9 protein-coding genes are annotated in these 15,073 nt (G+C 59.6%); all 9 read right to left on the bottom strand.

Features of this window, described 5'->3' with window-relative positions:
* The 9 genes from DY251_RS11415 to DY251_RS11375 all read right to left on the bottom strand — a co-directional run bounded on the left by DY251_RS11415 (nucleotide 1) and on the right by DY251_RS11375 (nucleotide 15,068).
* The gene (locus DY251_RS11415) at nucleotides 1-552 is read right to left on the bottom strand and encodes a (2Fe-2S)-binding protein (RefSeq protein WP_425373296.1); all 552 of its coding nucleotides are present in this window, start codon (nucleotides 550-552) and stop codon (nucleotides 1-3) included.
* Nucleotides 543-3,365 carry a xanthine dehydrogenase family protein molybdopterin-binding subunit gene (locus tag DY251_RS11410; protein WP_245415928.1) on the bottom strand — a complete coding sequence of 941 codons (2,823 nt, stop codon included), beginning with the start codon at nucleotides 3,363-3,365 and terminating at the stop codon, nucleotides 543-545. Before DY251_RS11410 ends, DY251_RS11415 begins: the two co-directional genes overlap by 10 nt.
* Before the next feature lie 157 nt (nucleotides 3,366-3,522).
* On the bottom strand, nucleotides 3,523-4,806 hold the full coding sequence (locus DY251_RS11405) for a molybdopterin molybdotransferase MoeA (protein ID WP_116624017.1): 1,284 nt from the start codon (nucleotides 4,804-4,806) through the stop codon (nucleotides 3,523-3,525).
* A gap of 2 nt (nucleotides 4,807-4,808) precedes the next feature.
* The gene (locus DY251_RS11400; protein WP_116624016.1) at nucleotides 4,809-5,639 is read right to left on the bottom strand and encodes a peptidylprolyl isomerase; all 831 of its coding nucleotides are present in this window, start codon (nucleotides 5,637-5,639) and stop codon (nucleotides 4,809-4,811) included.
* Nucleotides 5,636-6,373: a respiratory nitrate reductase subunit gamma gene (narI, locus tag DY251_RS11395; protein WP_116624015.1), complete on the bottom strand. Its 738-nt coding sequence runs from the start codon at nucleotides 6,371-6,373 to the stop codon at nucleotides 5,636-5,638. The genes DY251_RS11400 and narI overlap by 4 nt, the downstream gene beginning before the upstream one ends.
* Nucleotides 6,374-6,386: 13 nt before the next feature.
* On the bottom strand, nucleotides 6,387-7,073 hold the full coding sequence (narJ, locus tag DY251_RS11390) for a nitrate reductase molybdenum cofactor assembly chaperone (protein ID WP_116624014.1): 687 nt from the start codon (nucleotides 7,071-7,073) through the stop codon (nucleotides 6,387-6,389).
* The gene (narH, locus tag DY251_RS11385; protein WP_116624013.1) at nucleotides 7,070-8,590 is read right to left on the bottom strand and encodes a nitrate reductase subunit beta; all 1,521 of its coding nucleotides are present in this window, start codon (nucleotides 8,588-8,590) and stop codon (nucleotides 7,070-7,072) included. The genes narJ and narH overlap by 4 nt, the downstream gene beginning before the upstream one ends.
* Nucleotides 8,587-12,336 carry a nitrate reductase subunit alpha gene (locus DY251_RS11380; protein ID WP_116624012.1) on the bottom strand — a complete coding sequence of 1,250 codons (3,750 nt, stop codon included), beginning with the start codon at nucleotides 12,334-12,336 and terminating at the stop codon, nucleotides 8,587-8,589. Before DY251_RS11380 ends, narH begins: the two co-directional genes overlap by 4 nt.
* Nucleotides 12,337-12,353: 17 nt before the next feature.
* A complete protein-coding gene (locus tag DY251_RS11375) occupies nucleotides 12,354-15,068 on the bottom strand; it encodes a nitrate/nitrite transporter (protein ID WP_116624011.1) in 2,715 nt (904 codons plus the stop codon).
* Between the last annotated feature and the right edge of the window lie 5 nt (nucleotides 15,069-15,073).

Genomic DNA, 15,073 nt, shown 5'->3' with positions numbered 1-15,073 from the left:
CTATGCCTTCACCAAACCAGGGGTCTTCAAGACGAGATCACGTACTGCCTCAAAATAGCGGACATAACCGGTGCAGCGGCAGATATGCCGATCAAGCGCGTCTGTGATCGTCTGTTCAACGGCATCGCGTTCAATCGGCTCGCGCTTGAGCTTGTCCAGCAGCACCGTGGCGCCCGTCACAAAACCGGGCGTGCAATAGCCGCACTGGAACGCGAAATGCTCGATAAATGCCTGCTGAACCGGCGAAAGCGCGACGATCTCACCATCTGTACCGAGCTTTGCCTGACCCTCAACAGTTCGCACTTTGCGGCCCTCAAACCAGTGCGCACCGACAATGCAGGTCCGCATTTCTTCAAGCGAGCCGTCATCCTTTTCAACAACCACAGTGCAGGCATGGCAGATGCCCTGACCACAGCCCATGCGCGATCCGGTCAGGTTCTCATACTCGTGGAGAAAGTCCTGCATCATCATCGTCTCAGGCACATCGATGGGTCCGATGGCTTTGTCATTGAGCGTGAGGGACAGTTTGCGGGTGACTATGGTCATGCCAATGCCTCTCGAATTTTATCCGATGTAACAGGCAGTTCATAAAAGCGCTTGCCGATGGCGTGGGTGATAGCGTTGACGATCGCGGGAACAACCGCGATCATTACAACTTCGGCCATGCCTTTTGGTGGATCACTATCGGATAGTGGCGGCAGCACCTCGGCCGTCTGCGACCAAACGGCGACGTCCTTTGCGGTTGGCAGTTCATATCGGTTCCAGTTCCAGGTTCCGTCACCCGGCCCATCCTCATAAAGTGGCAGATACTCCTTGAGCGCGTGTCCGATACCCATGGCCAATCCACCTTGAATCTGGCCGGAAACGAGTTCGGGAACGACCTGTGTTCCGCATTCGATGATGGAGTGGTGAGATAGCAGTTTGACGTCGCCGCTGCCCAGATCGACAACCAGTTCGACCAATGTCGCCATCGGTGCGTAATATGTGACGCCTGCGTTATTGCGCTGTGTTGGAGGATAGGAAACCGACGCGCGGTCAACAAAGCGCCAGCCATCAGCCGTCATGAGAGCCTTGCGCTCCGGCGTCGCCGCATCGCCATATTTCACGGCCAACGCATCAATGGCAAAGCGCTGATGCCCGGCCTCATCGAGATCAAACTCGGCTTCAGCCCATTGCCAGCGATTGAAGGTGTGAACGGTGACGCCGGTAACAAGACCAAGGCGATGCGCCTCTGCTGCAATTTCGGCAAATGAAAGCGGCTGCATGGCGGCCGCGGTAATTGTGCCGTCAGCAACGCGCAAGTCTTCGCGGCGAACGACCTCAGGAGCCATCTGGCCGCCGCCAATCCCGCGCGACCAAATCGAGCGTGCGGCTGGCCAGACCGCCAGTTCGATAAGCACGTTCGCCGCTTCCCGTGTGGCGTGACCGAGATAGTACACGCTGTTGGAAGCGCTCATCGGCGAGGTGAAAGTGGGCGTCCAGCGCGGGTTGAGCTTATGACGATCCTCGTCTTCCTGAGACATGGTGTAAGGTTGGTCAGTGGCCTCAAGCGGCATGTTTGGCCAGCGCACCTTGCCGAACTCAGTCTCGTCAGGAAGCTTCCCGAGGATTGCCCCTACCATAACTGTTTGCGACGTGGTTGCGCCGGTGCCAATCTCGTGCGCGACATGCGAAAATTTGAGATGACCCTTTGCATCGAATTCAAGCGATGCGAGTGCGGATTCTGCGCCGGTGCCGTAATCCTTGTGCACATGGCCGTAACCCACGCCATATCTCTTACCGGGGTTTGCCGCCTCGAATTCGGCTTTGCGAGCATTGCGCTGCGACCAGATCGGGTGTTGCGCCGCCTTGTTCAAAATTTCTTCATGCCGCATCGCACCCGAGGGGATCGCGCCCTGAGTGTTCTTCATCCCTGATTTCAGCGCATTGCGCCGCCGAAACTCTATTGGGTCCAGGCCAAGCAACTCCGCCGCTTCATCGACCATCATCTCGGTGGCGGACATCGTCTGCAGCGTTCCGTAGCCGCGCATAGATCCCGCATCAACGGCGCGCGACGCCAGGATCGCCGCTGAGAAATCGCTTTTTGGCAGATAATAAATCGACTGCGCCGCAGTCGCGCCAACCGTGCCGACAGATGTCGAAAAATTCTCACGCCCGCCGCCATTGTTGCGGTAGGTGCCAGTCATGGCGCGAAACTGTCCGGTCTTGCGGTCAATGAGCATCACATTGTCCATCCAGAAAGCGTGGCGCTTCAAGGCTGTCTGAAACTGCTCATAGCGGTCGTTGGCGAGCCGCACCGGACGCCCGTCGCCATATAGGCCCGCGAGCACGCAATAGAACGGGAAGATCGCATGATCCTTGGTGCCGTAACCTACGGTATAACCCACCTTCAGATCGACGCTCTTAAGCGGGAATTTAGATTTGGACACCATGACGGCGGCAACTTCGGCCACCTCATATGGCGATTGGGTCGCCACCATTGCGTGAAGCACGCCGGTCTTGGCGTCATACCAAACGTTACCGTTATCGGCCTCCATCGCGGAAGCATCGATTGATTGTGAAAAATAAGAGCGCTTCAGGACGAGCATGTCGTCGCCTGCGGCTGCAATCTCGTTTTGGATCTCTGCCGCCGCCGTCATTCCACGGGCGGACGCGTCACCATCCCCGGCAGCCGGCCATTGCGGGTCGTCGCCCTTGAAGCCGGTCCAGATCACCGTATCCTTCAGGGCGGAAAAGCGGTCCGGCGCGTCCGGAGTACCACCATCAATGCGTACATAACGCGCTGCGCCGTAATTGGCGGGCGTGGTCGATGGACCTGCTCCGCCATAACGTACAACATTGTCGCTGAAGCGTAGCGTACGCTTCGCTAGATCGAAGCGGGCAAAGTCGTGATAGATGAGCATCGCCACCGGCTGCCCGAGCAGACGCGCCGTCTGTCCCTTCGGAACCAGAAACACGTCACCGTAAAAACCTGGCACAGGGATGGTGACACCATCCGCAACCAGATCTTCGTGCAAGACCAGCCTATCCGGCTTGAGATCAGGCTCTAGCAGGGCCAGGTCGACACCGTCGAAAACACGATCCGTGCGCGTCGCATGGAGCATAAAGGCGTGCGACTGCTCCTTGGGCCAACCTTCAAGATCGCGCGCGCGATAATCGCGTGCAAATGTCTTGCCGCCAGTCACTTTGGCAATGGCGTCGAGCCGGTATTTCGGCTTGCCTCCGGCCACCAGCCAATCCGCCGCAGGCGGTGGCGGTGTCTCAATCAGTTCCGCGCGCGCAGCTATCGGCAGCATCGATATCTTGATTGCAACGCCGGCAACGCTTGCCTTGAGAAATGTTCTGCGGGAAAGGATCGTTTTCAACGCAAGTGCTCCTCACGAACATTGAACCGTGAGAAGTCTACGCCTCAAGATCGAAGGCACAACCCTTAAACACTTGGTCCAGTATGAAGATGGCTCGCAGCCCGCTGGTCGGTTAACCCCTTCCGGCTGGCGGATTACCGATTTTCCGCGTAAAAACTCATCCGTCCCGGAACGGCAAGAATTCGAGCATGTCGCCGCGCTGGATGCGGCCGGTTTCCGCGGGGATCAGCAAAAGGCCGTCAGCATCTCCCAGCAACGCAAGCCGGTGCGAAACATGCGAGGTCGCGATTTCCACGGTTCTTGTGCCGTGGCCGTCATATTTGCCAAGACGCGCGGGCAGGAACTCGCAACGCCCCGGATGACGCAATCGATCAAACCCGGCGCGAACGATAAAGCGACTTGGTGCCGCCCCTGGCAACCCCGCCAGAGCCTCGGCAATGCGTGCCCCGATCACATACCAGGTAACGAAGGCAGAAACCGGATTACCCGGCAGGCCGAGATAGATCGCAGTGCCGATCCGCCCGATAACCAACGGCTTTCCGGGCTTCATTGCGACCTTCATCACATGAATATCCGCACCCGCCGCGCGTAACACAGCCGGCATATGGTCTTCGTCGCCGACTGAGACCCCGCCAGTGGTCACTACCAGATCCGCATCGCGAGACGCCTGCTCCAGTGCACGCTGCAACAGATCCGGGGTGTCGGGAATGGCGCCCATGTCGATCATATCGATCCAGGGCAGATTGAGAGAGCCCTGAAGATGATAACGATTGGAATTCCAGATCTGTCCCGGTGAGAGGGGAACGCCCGGCGCGCGCAATTCGGAGCCGGTGCTGAAGAACGCGACGCGGATACGGCGACGGACAGCGACCTTACCGCAGCCTGACGCGGCGAGCAGCGCGGCCGCGCGCGGACCTATGCACCGCCCTGCGGAAATGATTTCCGTGCCGGCAGCGAGGTCTTCACCGGCGCGCCGAATATTTTCGTCAAGCTTTGGGCGTCGATCCAGCCAGATCGCATCCCCTTCAAGCCGCACCATTTCCTGCATGACTACGGCGTCACAGCCGGGCGGAACAGGCGCGCCGGTGAAAATGCGCAGGGTGGCACCTTTCGGAAGCGGCTCATTGCCCGCGTCGCCAGCCGCTATACGACCGACTATCGGCAGTCGCCAAGGCCCTGCCCCGGCAATGTCTGCGATGCGTATCGCGTAGCCGTCCATTGCGGAATTATCGAACAGCGGCAGCGGTACACTGGCCTTAACAGCTTCGGCCAGCACCCGGCCATGAGCCTGTTCGAGCGACATGCGCTCGACTTCCTGAACAGGCTCGACCAACGCCAATCCCTTGGCAAGCGCCATGTCTACAGAGAGCAGCGCACCCGGTTTCGGCTCAGTCTCACAGCCACAATAGAAAGGATCGGACAGGGCGGCAGAAGGGCTCATGCTTATAGTCTCGAATTCGTAGCGGAAAGCTCCGCAAGGTCGATTCCCGTCACCTTGGCTCGTGTCGACAGTTGGTCCATATAGGCGCGGCTGGCGCGAACCCAATCCGCCTTTTCCTGCGCCTCGCGCAGATGTGGCAGAACGGCGGTGAACGGCAAGACTTCGCCTCGTTTGCGCGCATCCAGCCGGATCAGATGGAACCCGTAACGGCTTTCCACCGGCGCGTCGGAGATGCTTCCCTCCTCCATGGAGCACAGCGCAGCCTCGAATTCCGGCACCGTGTCGCCCGAAGCCAGCTGGCCAAGCATGCCGCCATTGGTCCGTGAAGGGCAGGCACTATGCTCGGCAGCCAGATCAGCGAAGCGGCGAGGATTACGGTGCAGATCGGCAAGCACCATTTCGGCACGCATCAGCGCAGCTTCGCGCACATTTTTGCCGCCTGCGGTGGCCGGAAAGAGGATGTGCGAGGCCTCAAACAGCGACGGTCCACGAAAACGGTCCGGCGTTTCATCATAGATCGCGCGCAACTCTGCTTCATCGATGTGAGCCGGAGGAATGACGCTCTCAAGAAGCTGACGGATCAGCGCTTCCTCATCTGTTTCCAACAGCCCTTCGGCCAGTTCGATAGGATCCGGCGCAATCCCGATTGCCCTTGCCTCCTGCAACAGCACCTCGCGCAGGACCAGCGCCCGCGCTGCGGCTTTCCAGGCCCAGCCGGGTTTGCCCTTCGGCACGGGATGGTTTTGCGCCTCGGCTGCGATCGCTTCGGCGGCAATCGTGATGCCGTTGACCGTGACCGGCACCGGAGCGTTCGTGAGATCAAGAACCCTCATTCTCCTGGCTCCATGCCCGCGCGCGGCAGTGGTGCCAGTCCCGTAGGCGCGGGCTGCGCGCCGCGGCGCGAGCGCACTATCTGGTAGCCCGGCCGCCACAGATAGCGAACTGGCGCTGAGAACATGTGGACGAGACGGGTAAAGGGAAACAGCAGGAAGATGGTCAGGCCAAGCACGATATGCACTTTGAACAGCCAGTGCACGTCGTGGATGTAGTCTGCTGCATTGCCACGCAAATAGATAACGGCCTGTGCCCAGTTCATGAATTTCACCATCTCCTCGCCGTCGAGGTGGCGGAGCGAGACGGTGATGGTCGCGAGTCCCAGTAGCAGCTGCGCCATCAACAAAACCAGAATTCCGGTGTCGGCAAAGGTGGAATTGGCGCGGATGCGCGGATCGAAAAGCCGCCGGTGCAGCAACAATATGCCACCTATCAGCGCCATGAGCCCGGCCACACCGCCAGCCGCGACAGCGAGAATCTGCTTCGCTTCGTGGCTGATGCCCAGGGTGTCAAAGACGCTGATCGGCGTCAGGAGACCAACCAGATGTCCCCCGAATATGATCAGCACGCCGACGTGAAAGAGAACCGAGCCTATGACGAACTGCCGCTTGCGCAGAAGCTGGCTCGACTTCGATTTCCACGTAAAGGGGTCGCGCTCATAACGGACGATGCTGGCCATCACCATCACAGTGATGGCGATGTAGGGATAGATACCGAAGAGGAAGTTGTGCATCGTTGCCTCCTGTTCACTGAATGCGGGGCGCGGGTTGCGGGTCCATGCGCGCAAGGATATCGCGGCTGACCGGGCAACCGGCATTCGGATCAGGACCGAAGGTGACCTGAGCCTCCTCCCAGACCGCATCGAGCGCAGCCAGGTCTTCAGGATTGTCATCCGGCTGTGACAGGAGGACTTGCGCCTCTTCCGTCCTTGGATCGGCCGAGATGAAGGCCACCAGCGCTTCGAGCGCGGCTGCGTATGCCGTCTCCCTCCGCGCAAGTCGCTCCGCCAGTGCGATCAGGATATGGCCAGCATCGGCGAGGATTTCACGCGCCTCCGCGACAGGTCGCGTGGAAAGGAACTCCAGAAGTACTGGCAGGTGATCGGGCAATTCAGTCCCGGCAAGGTCGAAGCCACCGGCCCGATAGGTTTCGAGCAGATCGACCATGGCGCCGCCGCGATCACGGCTTTCGCCATGCACATGCTCGAAAAGGTTGAGCGACAAGGTGCGCGATCGGTCGAACAGAAGCACATACCGCTCCTGAAGATCGTAGATGTCCTTGTTTTCCAGCGAGAGGAGAAGAGGCTCCAGCGCTGCCACGGCGGATTGCGGCAGCAATCCTTCGCCAAGAACCGCGCGGATCGCGGGAACCGCCTGCTGCAGATCGCTGCTTGGATAGCTGAGCAGGGCCGAGAGGGCCTTAAACGTCTTCATGCGATGAACTCCTGCGGGCTGCGGAATTTCTTGCCGCCAAAGAGCGATTGGCCCGAATGCCCACTCGAGCAGCCATTGCCGTCGGTGAAGCCGCAGCCACCCTTGAGATCGTAGGCGTCTTCGACGAGTTCGCGATGGGTCGTCGGAATGACGAAACGGTCCTCGTAGTTGGCGATGGCCAGGAGCTTGTACATATCGTCGATCTGCTGCGGAAGAAGGCCCACACGTTTGGCCACGCCGAGATTCACAACGCCATCGACCGTCTTGGAGCGCATATAGGCGCGCATGGCCAACATCCGCTCAAGCGCCGAAACGATTGGCTCCTCATCGCCAGCGGTCAGCATGTTGGCGAGGTAGCGCACCGGAATGCGCAGCGAGCGCACGTCCGGCATGTTGTCCTGCGCGGCAATCTGCCCCGCCGCCGCCGCGTTCTGGATTGGCGACAATGGCGGAACGTACCAGACCATCGGCAGGGTGCGGTATTCAGGATGCAGCGGGAAGGCGATCTTCCATTCCATCGCCATCTTCCAGATCGGTGAGTTCCGGGCACCTTTGATCCAGTCTTCGGGAATGCCCTCGGCGCGCGCCGCAGCAATTACCTCGGGATCGTTTGGATCGAGGAATACGCCGAGTTGCGCGTCATAAAGGTCCTTCTCATTCTCGACGCTCGCAGCTTCCGCAATACGGTCGGCGTCGTAGAGCATCACGCCCAGATAGCGAATGCGTCCAACGCAGGTTTCCGAGCAGACCGTCGGCTGGCCGCTTTCCAGACGCGGATAGCATAGCGTGCACTTTTCGGATTTGCCCGTGGACCAGTTGTAATAGATCTTCTTGTAGGGGCAGCCCGAGACGCACATGCGCCAGCCTCTGCACTTCTCCTGATCGATCAGGACGACGCCATCGTCCTCGCGTTTGTAGATCGCGCCCGAGGGGCAGGATGCGACACAGGCCGGATTGAGGCAGTGCTCGCACAGCCTCGGCAGATACATCATGAAGGTGTTTTCGTACTGGCCGTAAATCTCCTTCTGGATGCCCTCGAAATTGTAGTCCTTGGAGCGCTTCTCGAATTCTCCGCCAAGAATTTCCTCCCAGTTCGGACCCCACTCGATCTTTTCCATTCGCTCGCCCGAGATCTTCGAACGCGGGCGCGCGGTCGGGAAGGCTTTCATCTCCGGCGCGGATTTCAGGTGATCGTAATCGAAGTCGAACGGCTCGTAGAAATCGTCGATCTCAGGCAGATCAGGATTGGCGAAGATATTCGCCAGAATGCGCCATTTGCCTCCCTGCTTGGGCTGCAACGCACCCGACCTGGTGCGGACCCAGCCGCCATTCCAGCGCTTCTGGTTCTCCCAGTCCTTGGGATAGCCGATGCCGGGCTTGGTTTCGACATTGTTGAACCAGGCATATTCAACGCCTTCGCGGCTGGTCCACACGTTCTTGCAAGTGACGGAGCAAGTGTGACACCCGATGCATTTGTCGAGGTTCAGCACCATTCCTATCTGGGCACGTACTTTCATTCCGCTGCCTCCGTAATCTGGGTTGCGGGCTCGTCCAGCCAATCGACTTTCGACAATTTGCGCACGATGACGAACTCGTCGCGGTTGGAGCCGACAGTGCCGTAGTAGTTGAAGCCATATGCAAGCTGGGCATAGCCGCCGATCATATGCGTCGGCTTCAGCACGATGCGGGTGACGGAGTTGTGGATGCCGCCGCGCTTGCCGGTCAGTTGGCTTCCGGGCGTGTTCACGATCTTCTCCTGCGCGTGATACATGAACATCGAGCCTTCCTTCATCCGCTGGCTCACCACGGCACGTGCCGTGATAGCGCCGTTGATGTTGAAGACCTCGACCCAGTCATTGTCGACCAGCCCGACCTTTTTGGCGTCCACCTCCGAAATCCACACCACCGGCCCACCCCGGTTCAGGGTCAGCATCAGCAGATTGTCGGTATATGTGGAATGGATTCCCCACTTCTGGTGCGGAGTAAGGAAGTTCAGCACGACATGCGGCTCATTCGCCGCCAAAGCACGCGTCGCCGTCTTGCCCACGGTCTTCAGGTCCACCGGTGGGCGCCAGGTAACGAAGCCTTCGCCGAAGGCCCGCATCCATTCATGGTCCTGATAAAGCTGCTGGCGGCCGGTCACCGTGCGCCATGGGATCAGTTCGTGGACGTTTGTCCAGCCAGCATTGTAGCAGACCTCTTCGCTTTCTATTCCCGACCAGGTGGGAGAGGAGATGATCTTCCGCGGCTGGGCGGCGATGTCGCGGAAGCGGATCTTCTCGTCCTCCTTACCCTCGGCCAGATGCCGATGATCGCGGCCGGTGGCCTTGCCGAGCACTTCCCAAGCCTTCACGGCCACCTCGCCATTCGTCTCGGGTGCCAGCATCAGCACGACTTCGGCGGCGTCGATAGCGGTATCGATGCGGGCCATACCCTTGGTCACACCTTCCTCTGTCACCGTGCCGTTGAGCGCCTTCAGGTGATGGACTTCATTCTTCGTGTCCCAAGCGATGCCCTTGCCACCATTGCCGATCTTTTCCATCAACGGGCCAAGCGCCGTGAAGCGCTTGTAGATGTTGGCATAGTCGCGCTCGATGGAGATGTAGGCGGGCGCGGTCTTGCCCGGAATCAGTTCACATTCGCCGAGCTTCCAGTCACGAACGACGCCCTGCGCAATCTCGCCGGGGCTGTCGTGCTGGAGTGGCAGCTGCACCACATCGGACTCGACGCCCAGTACACTTGGCGCGATCTCCGAAAACTTGCGGGCGATGGCCTTGAAAATCTCCCAGTCTGTTTTCGACTCATAAGCCGGGTCCACCGCTGCCTGCAGCGGGTGGATGAACGGGTGCATGTCGGAGGTGTTCATGTCGTCCTTCTCGTACCAACTGGCGGTCGGCAGGACGATGTCGGCGTAGACCGCCGTCGTGGACATACGGAAGTCGATGGTGACGAGAAGGTCGAGTTTTCCTTCGGGCGCACGCTCATGCCAGACGGCCTCGACTGGCTTTACGGCACCCTCCTCCCCGAGGTCCTTGCCCTGCACGCCATGATCGGTGCCAAGCAGGTGTTTGAGGAAATATTCATGCCCCTTGCCGGAAGAACCGAGCAGGTTCGAGCGCCAGACGAACAGGTTGCGCGGCCAGTTCTCCGGCGCGTCCGGGTCCTCGCAAGACATCTGCAACTCGCCTGACTTCAGGCGCTCTGCAACATAGTCCTTGACCTCGACGCCAGCGGCCTTTGCAGCGCGCCCAATCTCCAGCGGATTGGTCTTCAGTTGGGGCGCCGAGGGCAGCCACCCCATTCTTTCGGCGCGAATATTGTAGTCGATGAGGCTGAGCCGGCTCCAATCGCCCGCCGGTGCGGTCGGGGACAGAATTTCCTGCGAGCGCACCGTCTCGTAGCGCCACTGGTCCGTATGCGCGTACCAAGCCGAGGTCGCGTTCATGTGGCGGGGTGGTCGTGCCCAGTCGAGCGCGAAAGCCAGCGCCGTCCAGCCGGTCTGCGGCCTGAGCTTCTCCTGCCCGACATAATGCGCCCAGCCACCGCCGGACTGACCAACGCAGCCGCACATCACCAGCATGTTGATGACCGCGCGGTAATTCATATCCATATGGAACCAGTGGTTCATCGCGGCGCCGATGATCACCATGGAGCGGCCCTTGGTCTTTTCCGCGTTGTCCGCGAATTCCCGCGCCACCTGGATGATCTTGTCGCGGCGCACACCGGTGATGCGCTCAGCCCATGCCGGAGTGAATGGCACATCGGCATCGTAATCCTTCGCGACATGATCGCCGCCCAGACCGCGATCGAGGCTGTAGTTCGCGCAAAGGAGGTCAAAGACGGTGGCGACCAGAACCTCTTCGCCGCCTGCCAGCTTGATTTTCTTCAGCGGCACCGAGCGTGTGAGGATTCCGCCACGATCATCGACGGCGAAACCATTGGTCGCAGCGCCACCGAAATATGGGAAATCGACGCCTGCCACCTTGTCGTGATCCGCCTTGTCGATCAGGCTGAGCTTGAGGCGAATGTCCTTGTTGGCGGCCTTCTCCTCGAGGTTCCACTTACCCGTCTCGCCCCAGCGGAAGCCGATGGAGCCATTAGGCACAACGACCTTCCCGGAAATCTCGTCGATCCCGACGGTCTTCCAGTCAGGATTGTTCTTTTCTCCCAAAGAACGCACGAAATCGGACGCCCGCAACTGCTGGCCTGGAACCAGCCGGTCGCCCTGCCGCTCAATGCGCACCAGCATCGGCATGTCGGAATATTTCCGGCAATAATCGGTAAAATAAGGAACCTGCCGGTCGAGATGGAACTCACGCAGGATGACGTGGCCAAACGCCATGCCTAAGGCGGCGTCGGTTCCCTGCTTGGCGTTCAGCCAGATGTCGCCGAATTTGGCTGCCTCGGAATAATCGGGACAGATGACCGCGCTCTTGGTGCCCTTGTAACGCGCTTCGGTATAGAAATGTGCGTCGGGAGTGCGCGTTTGCGGCACGTTCGAACCCCACAACAGCAGGTAGCCCGCATTGTACCAATCAGCCGATTCCGGCACGTCGGTCTGTTCTCCCCATGTTTGGGGACTTGCTGGCGGAAGGTCGCAATACCAGTCGTAGAACGACATGCATGTGCCGCCAATTAATGACAGGTAGCGTGTGCCGGCAGCGTAGGACACCATCGACATGGCCGGGATTGGCGAAAAACCGAATACGCGATCCGGACCGTATTTGCGGGTTGTATAGACGTTGGCCGCGGCAACGATCTCAGTCGCTTCATCCCAGCTTGCGCGGACGAAGCCACCCTTTCCGCGGATGCGGGTGTAGCTTGCGCGTGCTGCCGGGTCGTTCTGAATAGCCGTCCATGCCTCAATCGGATCCATGGACTTGCGTTTTTCGCGCCACAGCCGCAGCAGCCGAGCGCGTATCAATGGCGTCTTAACGCGATTGGCGCTGTACAGGTACCAACTGTAAGACGCGCCGCGCGCGCAGCCGCGCGGCTCGTGATTGGGCAGATCCGGCCGCGTGCGCGGATAATCGGTCTGCTGCGTCTCCCATGTCACGATCCCCGATTTGACATAGATTTTCCAGGAGCAGGAGCCAGTGCAGTTCACGCCATGAGTGGAACGCACGATCTTGTCATGCTGCCAGCGGCGGCGATAAACATCCTCCCACTCACGGTTCTCGATCGTCGTCTGGCCATGGCCATCGGCAAAGGTGCCTTTGCGCAGCGATGTCAGGAAGTTCAGGCGATCCAGAAGCTGGCTCATGGCTGTCTCCTCATTTATTAAGCAGGTACGGCGGCCATCGGGACCCGACCGCGTTCGATGTCGTGCAGAAGTCCGCCGCGGCGAGTGTAGACCACCCAGGTCACAGCCAGACATACGATGTAGAAGGCAAGAAATGCCCAAAGTGCCGCGAGCGGCGATCCGGTCATACCGATCGAAGTGCCGTAGGCTTTGGGGATGAAGAAGCCACCATAGCCACCGATGGCGCTGGTGAAGGCGATAATAGCGGCAGCTTCACGCTCGGACTGGCGGCGCTGGTCTGCGGATTCGAGGTTGGGCATCAGCCGCCCGACTTCCTTGCGCATGATGACGGGGATCATCTGGAAGGTCGAAGCGTTACCGACACCTGTAAAGAAGAACAGCGCCATGAACGAGCCGAAGAAGCCGGCGAAGGTGCCAGTCTGCAGCGACCAGATCACGCCGAGCACCGACACGATCATGCCCGCAAAGACCCAGAAAGTGACGCGTCCACCGCCGACCCTGTCAGACAGCCAGCCCGTGCCTGCACGGCTCAGTGCGCCAACAAGCGGACCGAGGAACACGTATTTCAGAGCATCGACCTCGGGGAAAGCCAGCTTGGACAGCAGCGGGAAGCCCGCCGAATAGCCGATGAAGCTGCCGAAAGTTCCGACATAGAGCAGGCACATTACCCAGTTGTGGGTGCGCGTGAAAATCACCGCTTGCTCGCGGAAGCTTGCCCGGGCATCAGCAATATCGTCCATGCCCAGCCACGCAGCAGCGGTCGAGGCAAGAATGAAAGGCACCCAGATGAAGCCCGCATTCTGCATCCAGATGCGGCCACCGTCGGAAAGTTCCTGCGGTGCGCCTCCCAGCGTCTGGAAAATACCTGCCGTAATGGCAAGTGGCACCAGGAACTGCATGACCGAAACGCCCAGATTGCCCAGTCCTGCGTTCAGCGCCATGGCATTACCCTTCTCGGCCCGAGGGAAGAAGAAGCTGATATTGGCCATGGAGGAAGCGAAATTGCCACCACCGAAACCGCACAAAAGCGCGAGCACCGCAAAGATCAGATAAGGCGTTTCTGGATTCTGCACCGCATAGCCGATGCCGACGGCGGGAATCAGCAGCGATGCCGTTGATACCGTGGTCCACAGCCGTCCGCCGAAGATCGGCACCATGAAGCTGTAGAATATGCGCAGCGTCGCACCCGATAGCGCAGGCAGCGCCGCCAGCCAGAAAAGCTGGTCCTGGGTGAAGTCAAATCCGATCGCAGGAAGCCGCGCTACGACCACCGACCAGACCATCCATACCGCGAAGGCGAGAAGCAGGGCCGGAACCGAGATCCACAGGTTGCGGCGCGCAATGCGTTGGCCTTTCTCTGCCCAGAACTTGGTGTCCTCGGGACGCCAATCCTCGATCAGATGAGGCATTACCGTGCGGTTCGGATCGTGAACCTCCTGCAATTCGGGGAAGCTCGGCAGCCGGTCGAGGGCAGCGCCCTGCTCCTTCCGCTCCATCGCGCGGATCGACAGATGCATCCAGGTCATGGAAGTCAGCACGATCAGGAACAAAAGCAGGAATGCGGATGTCCAGATGCCGGTCAGATCAAGCAGGATGCCGAACATGATGGGTAGGATGAAACCGCCCAGACCGCCGATCATGCCCACCAGACCGCCGACCGATCCGACATGTTTCGGATAATAGACGGGGATGTGCCTGAACACCGCGGCCTTGCCGAGGCTCATGAAGAAGCCGAGCGCAAATGTGGTGGCAACGAAGGGCCACAAGTCCATCTCAGTTGAGAAGGCGATAGGACCGTTTTCGCTGCGGATCACGTATTCTGTAGGCGGATAGGAAAGCATGAACAGCAGCACCAGCGAGAAGCCGAATGTCCAGTACATCACCGTGCGCGCGCCGAAGCGGTCGGACAATACGCCGCCATAGGCGCGAAAGATGCTGGCCGAGAGGCTGAACGTCGCAGCTGCCATGCCGGCCGTGCGCATGTCCACGCCGTAAACCTGCACGAGATAGTGCGGCAGCCAAAGCGCCAGCGCGACGAAGCCGCCGAAAACGAAGAAGTAGTAGAGCGAAAAGCGCCAGACCTGAAGGTTTTTCAGCGGTGCGAACTGCTCGGCAAGGCTCGGCGCAGCAATACCCTTTGCGCGTCGCTCGGTAAAATCTGGATCATCTTTTGCCACCAGATAAAAGACGACGCCCATGATGGCGATAACTGCCGCCCAAATCTCGGCAACTGCCTGCCATCCCCATGCGAGCAGCACGAATGGCGCAAGGAACTTTGTTACCGCTGCGCCGACATTGCCCATGCCGAACACGCCAAGCGCTGTACCCTGCTGCTTTTGAGGATACCATTTCGAAACATAGGCGACACCGATGATGAAGGAGCCGCCCGCCAGACCGACGCCAAGCGCGGCCAGCAAAAAGGTTGGATAGCTGTTCGCCCAGGTAAGAGCGAAGGTCGCCAGGCCAGTGAGGATCATCTGGACGGAGAACACCAGACGCCCGCCATATTGCTCTGTCCAGACACCCAAGATCAGACGGATCAGAGACCCACTCAGCACCGGCGTGGCAATCAGGACCCCGTACTCAAACTCGGACAGCCCCAATTCGCTCTTTATGGAAATCCCGATGATCGAGAAGATGGTCCAGACCGCAAAACACATCGTGAAGGAAAATGTGCTGATCCAGAGGGCTTTTTGTTGGTCCCCACGACTCGGTGTGATCGGATGTGACATAGCGC

This window comes from Mesorhizobium denitrificans (assembly GCF_003403035.1).
In the GTDB taxonomy this organism is placed as follows: domain Bacteria; phylum Pseudomonadota; class Alphaproteobacteria; order Rhizobiales; family Rhizobiaceae; genus Mesorhizobium_G; species Mesorhizobium_G denitrificans.
The sequence above is the reverse complement of the archived record's forward strand: the minus strand, read 5'-3'. Positions and strand labels throughout refer to the sequence as shown.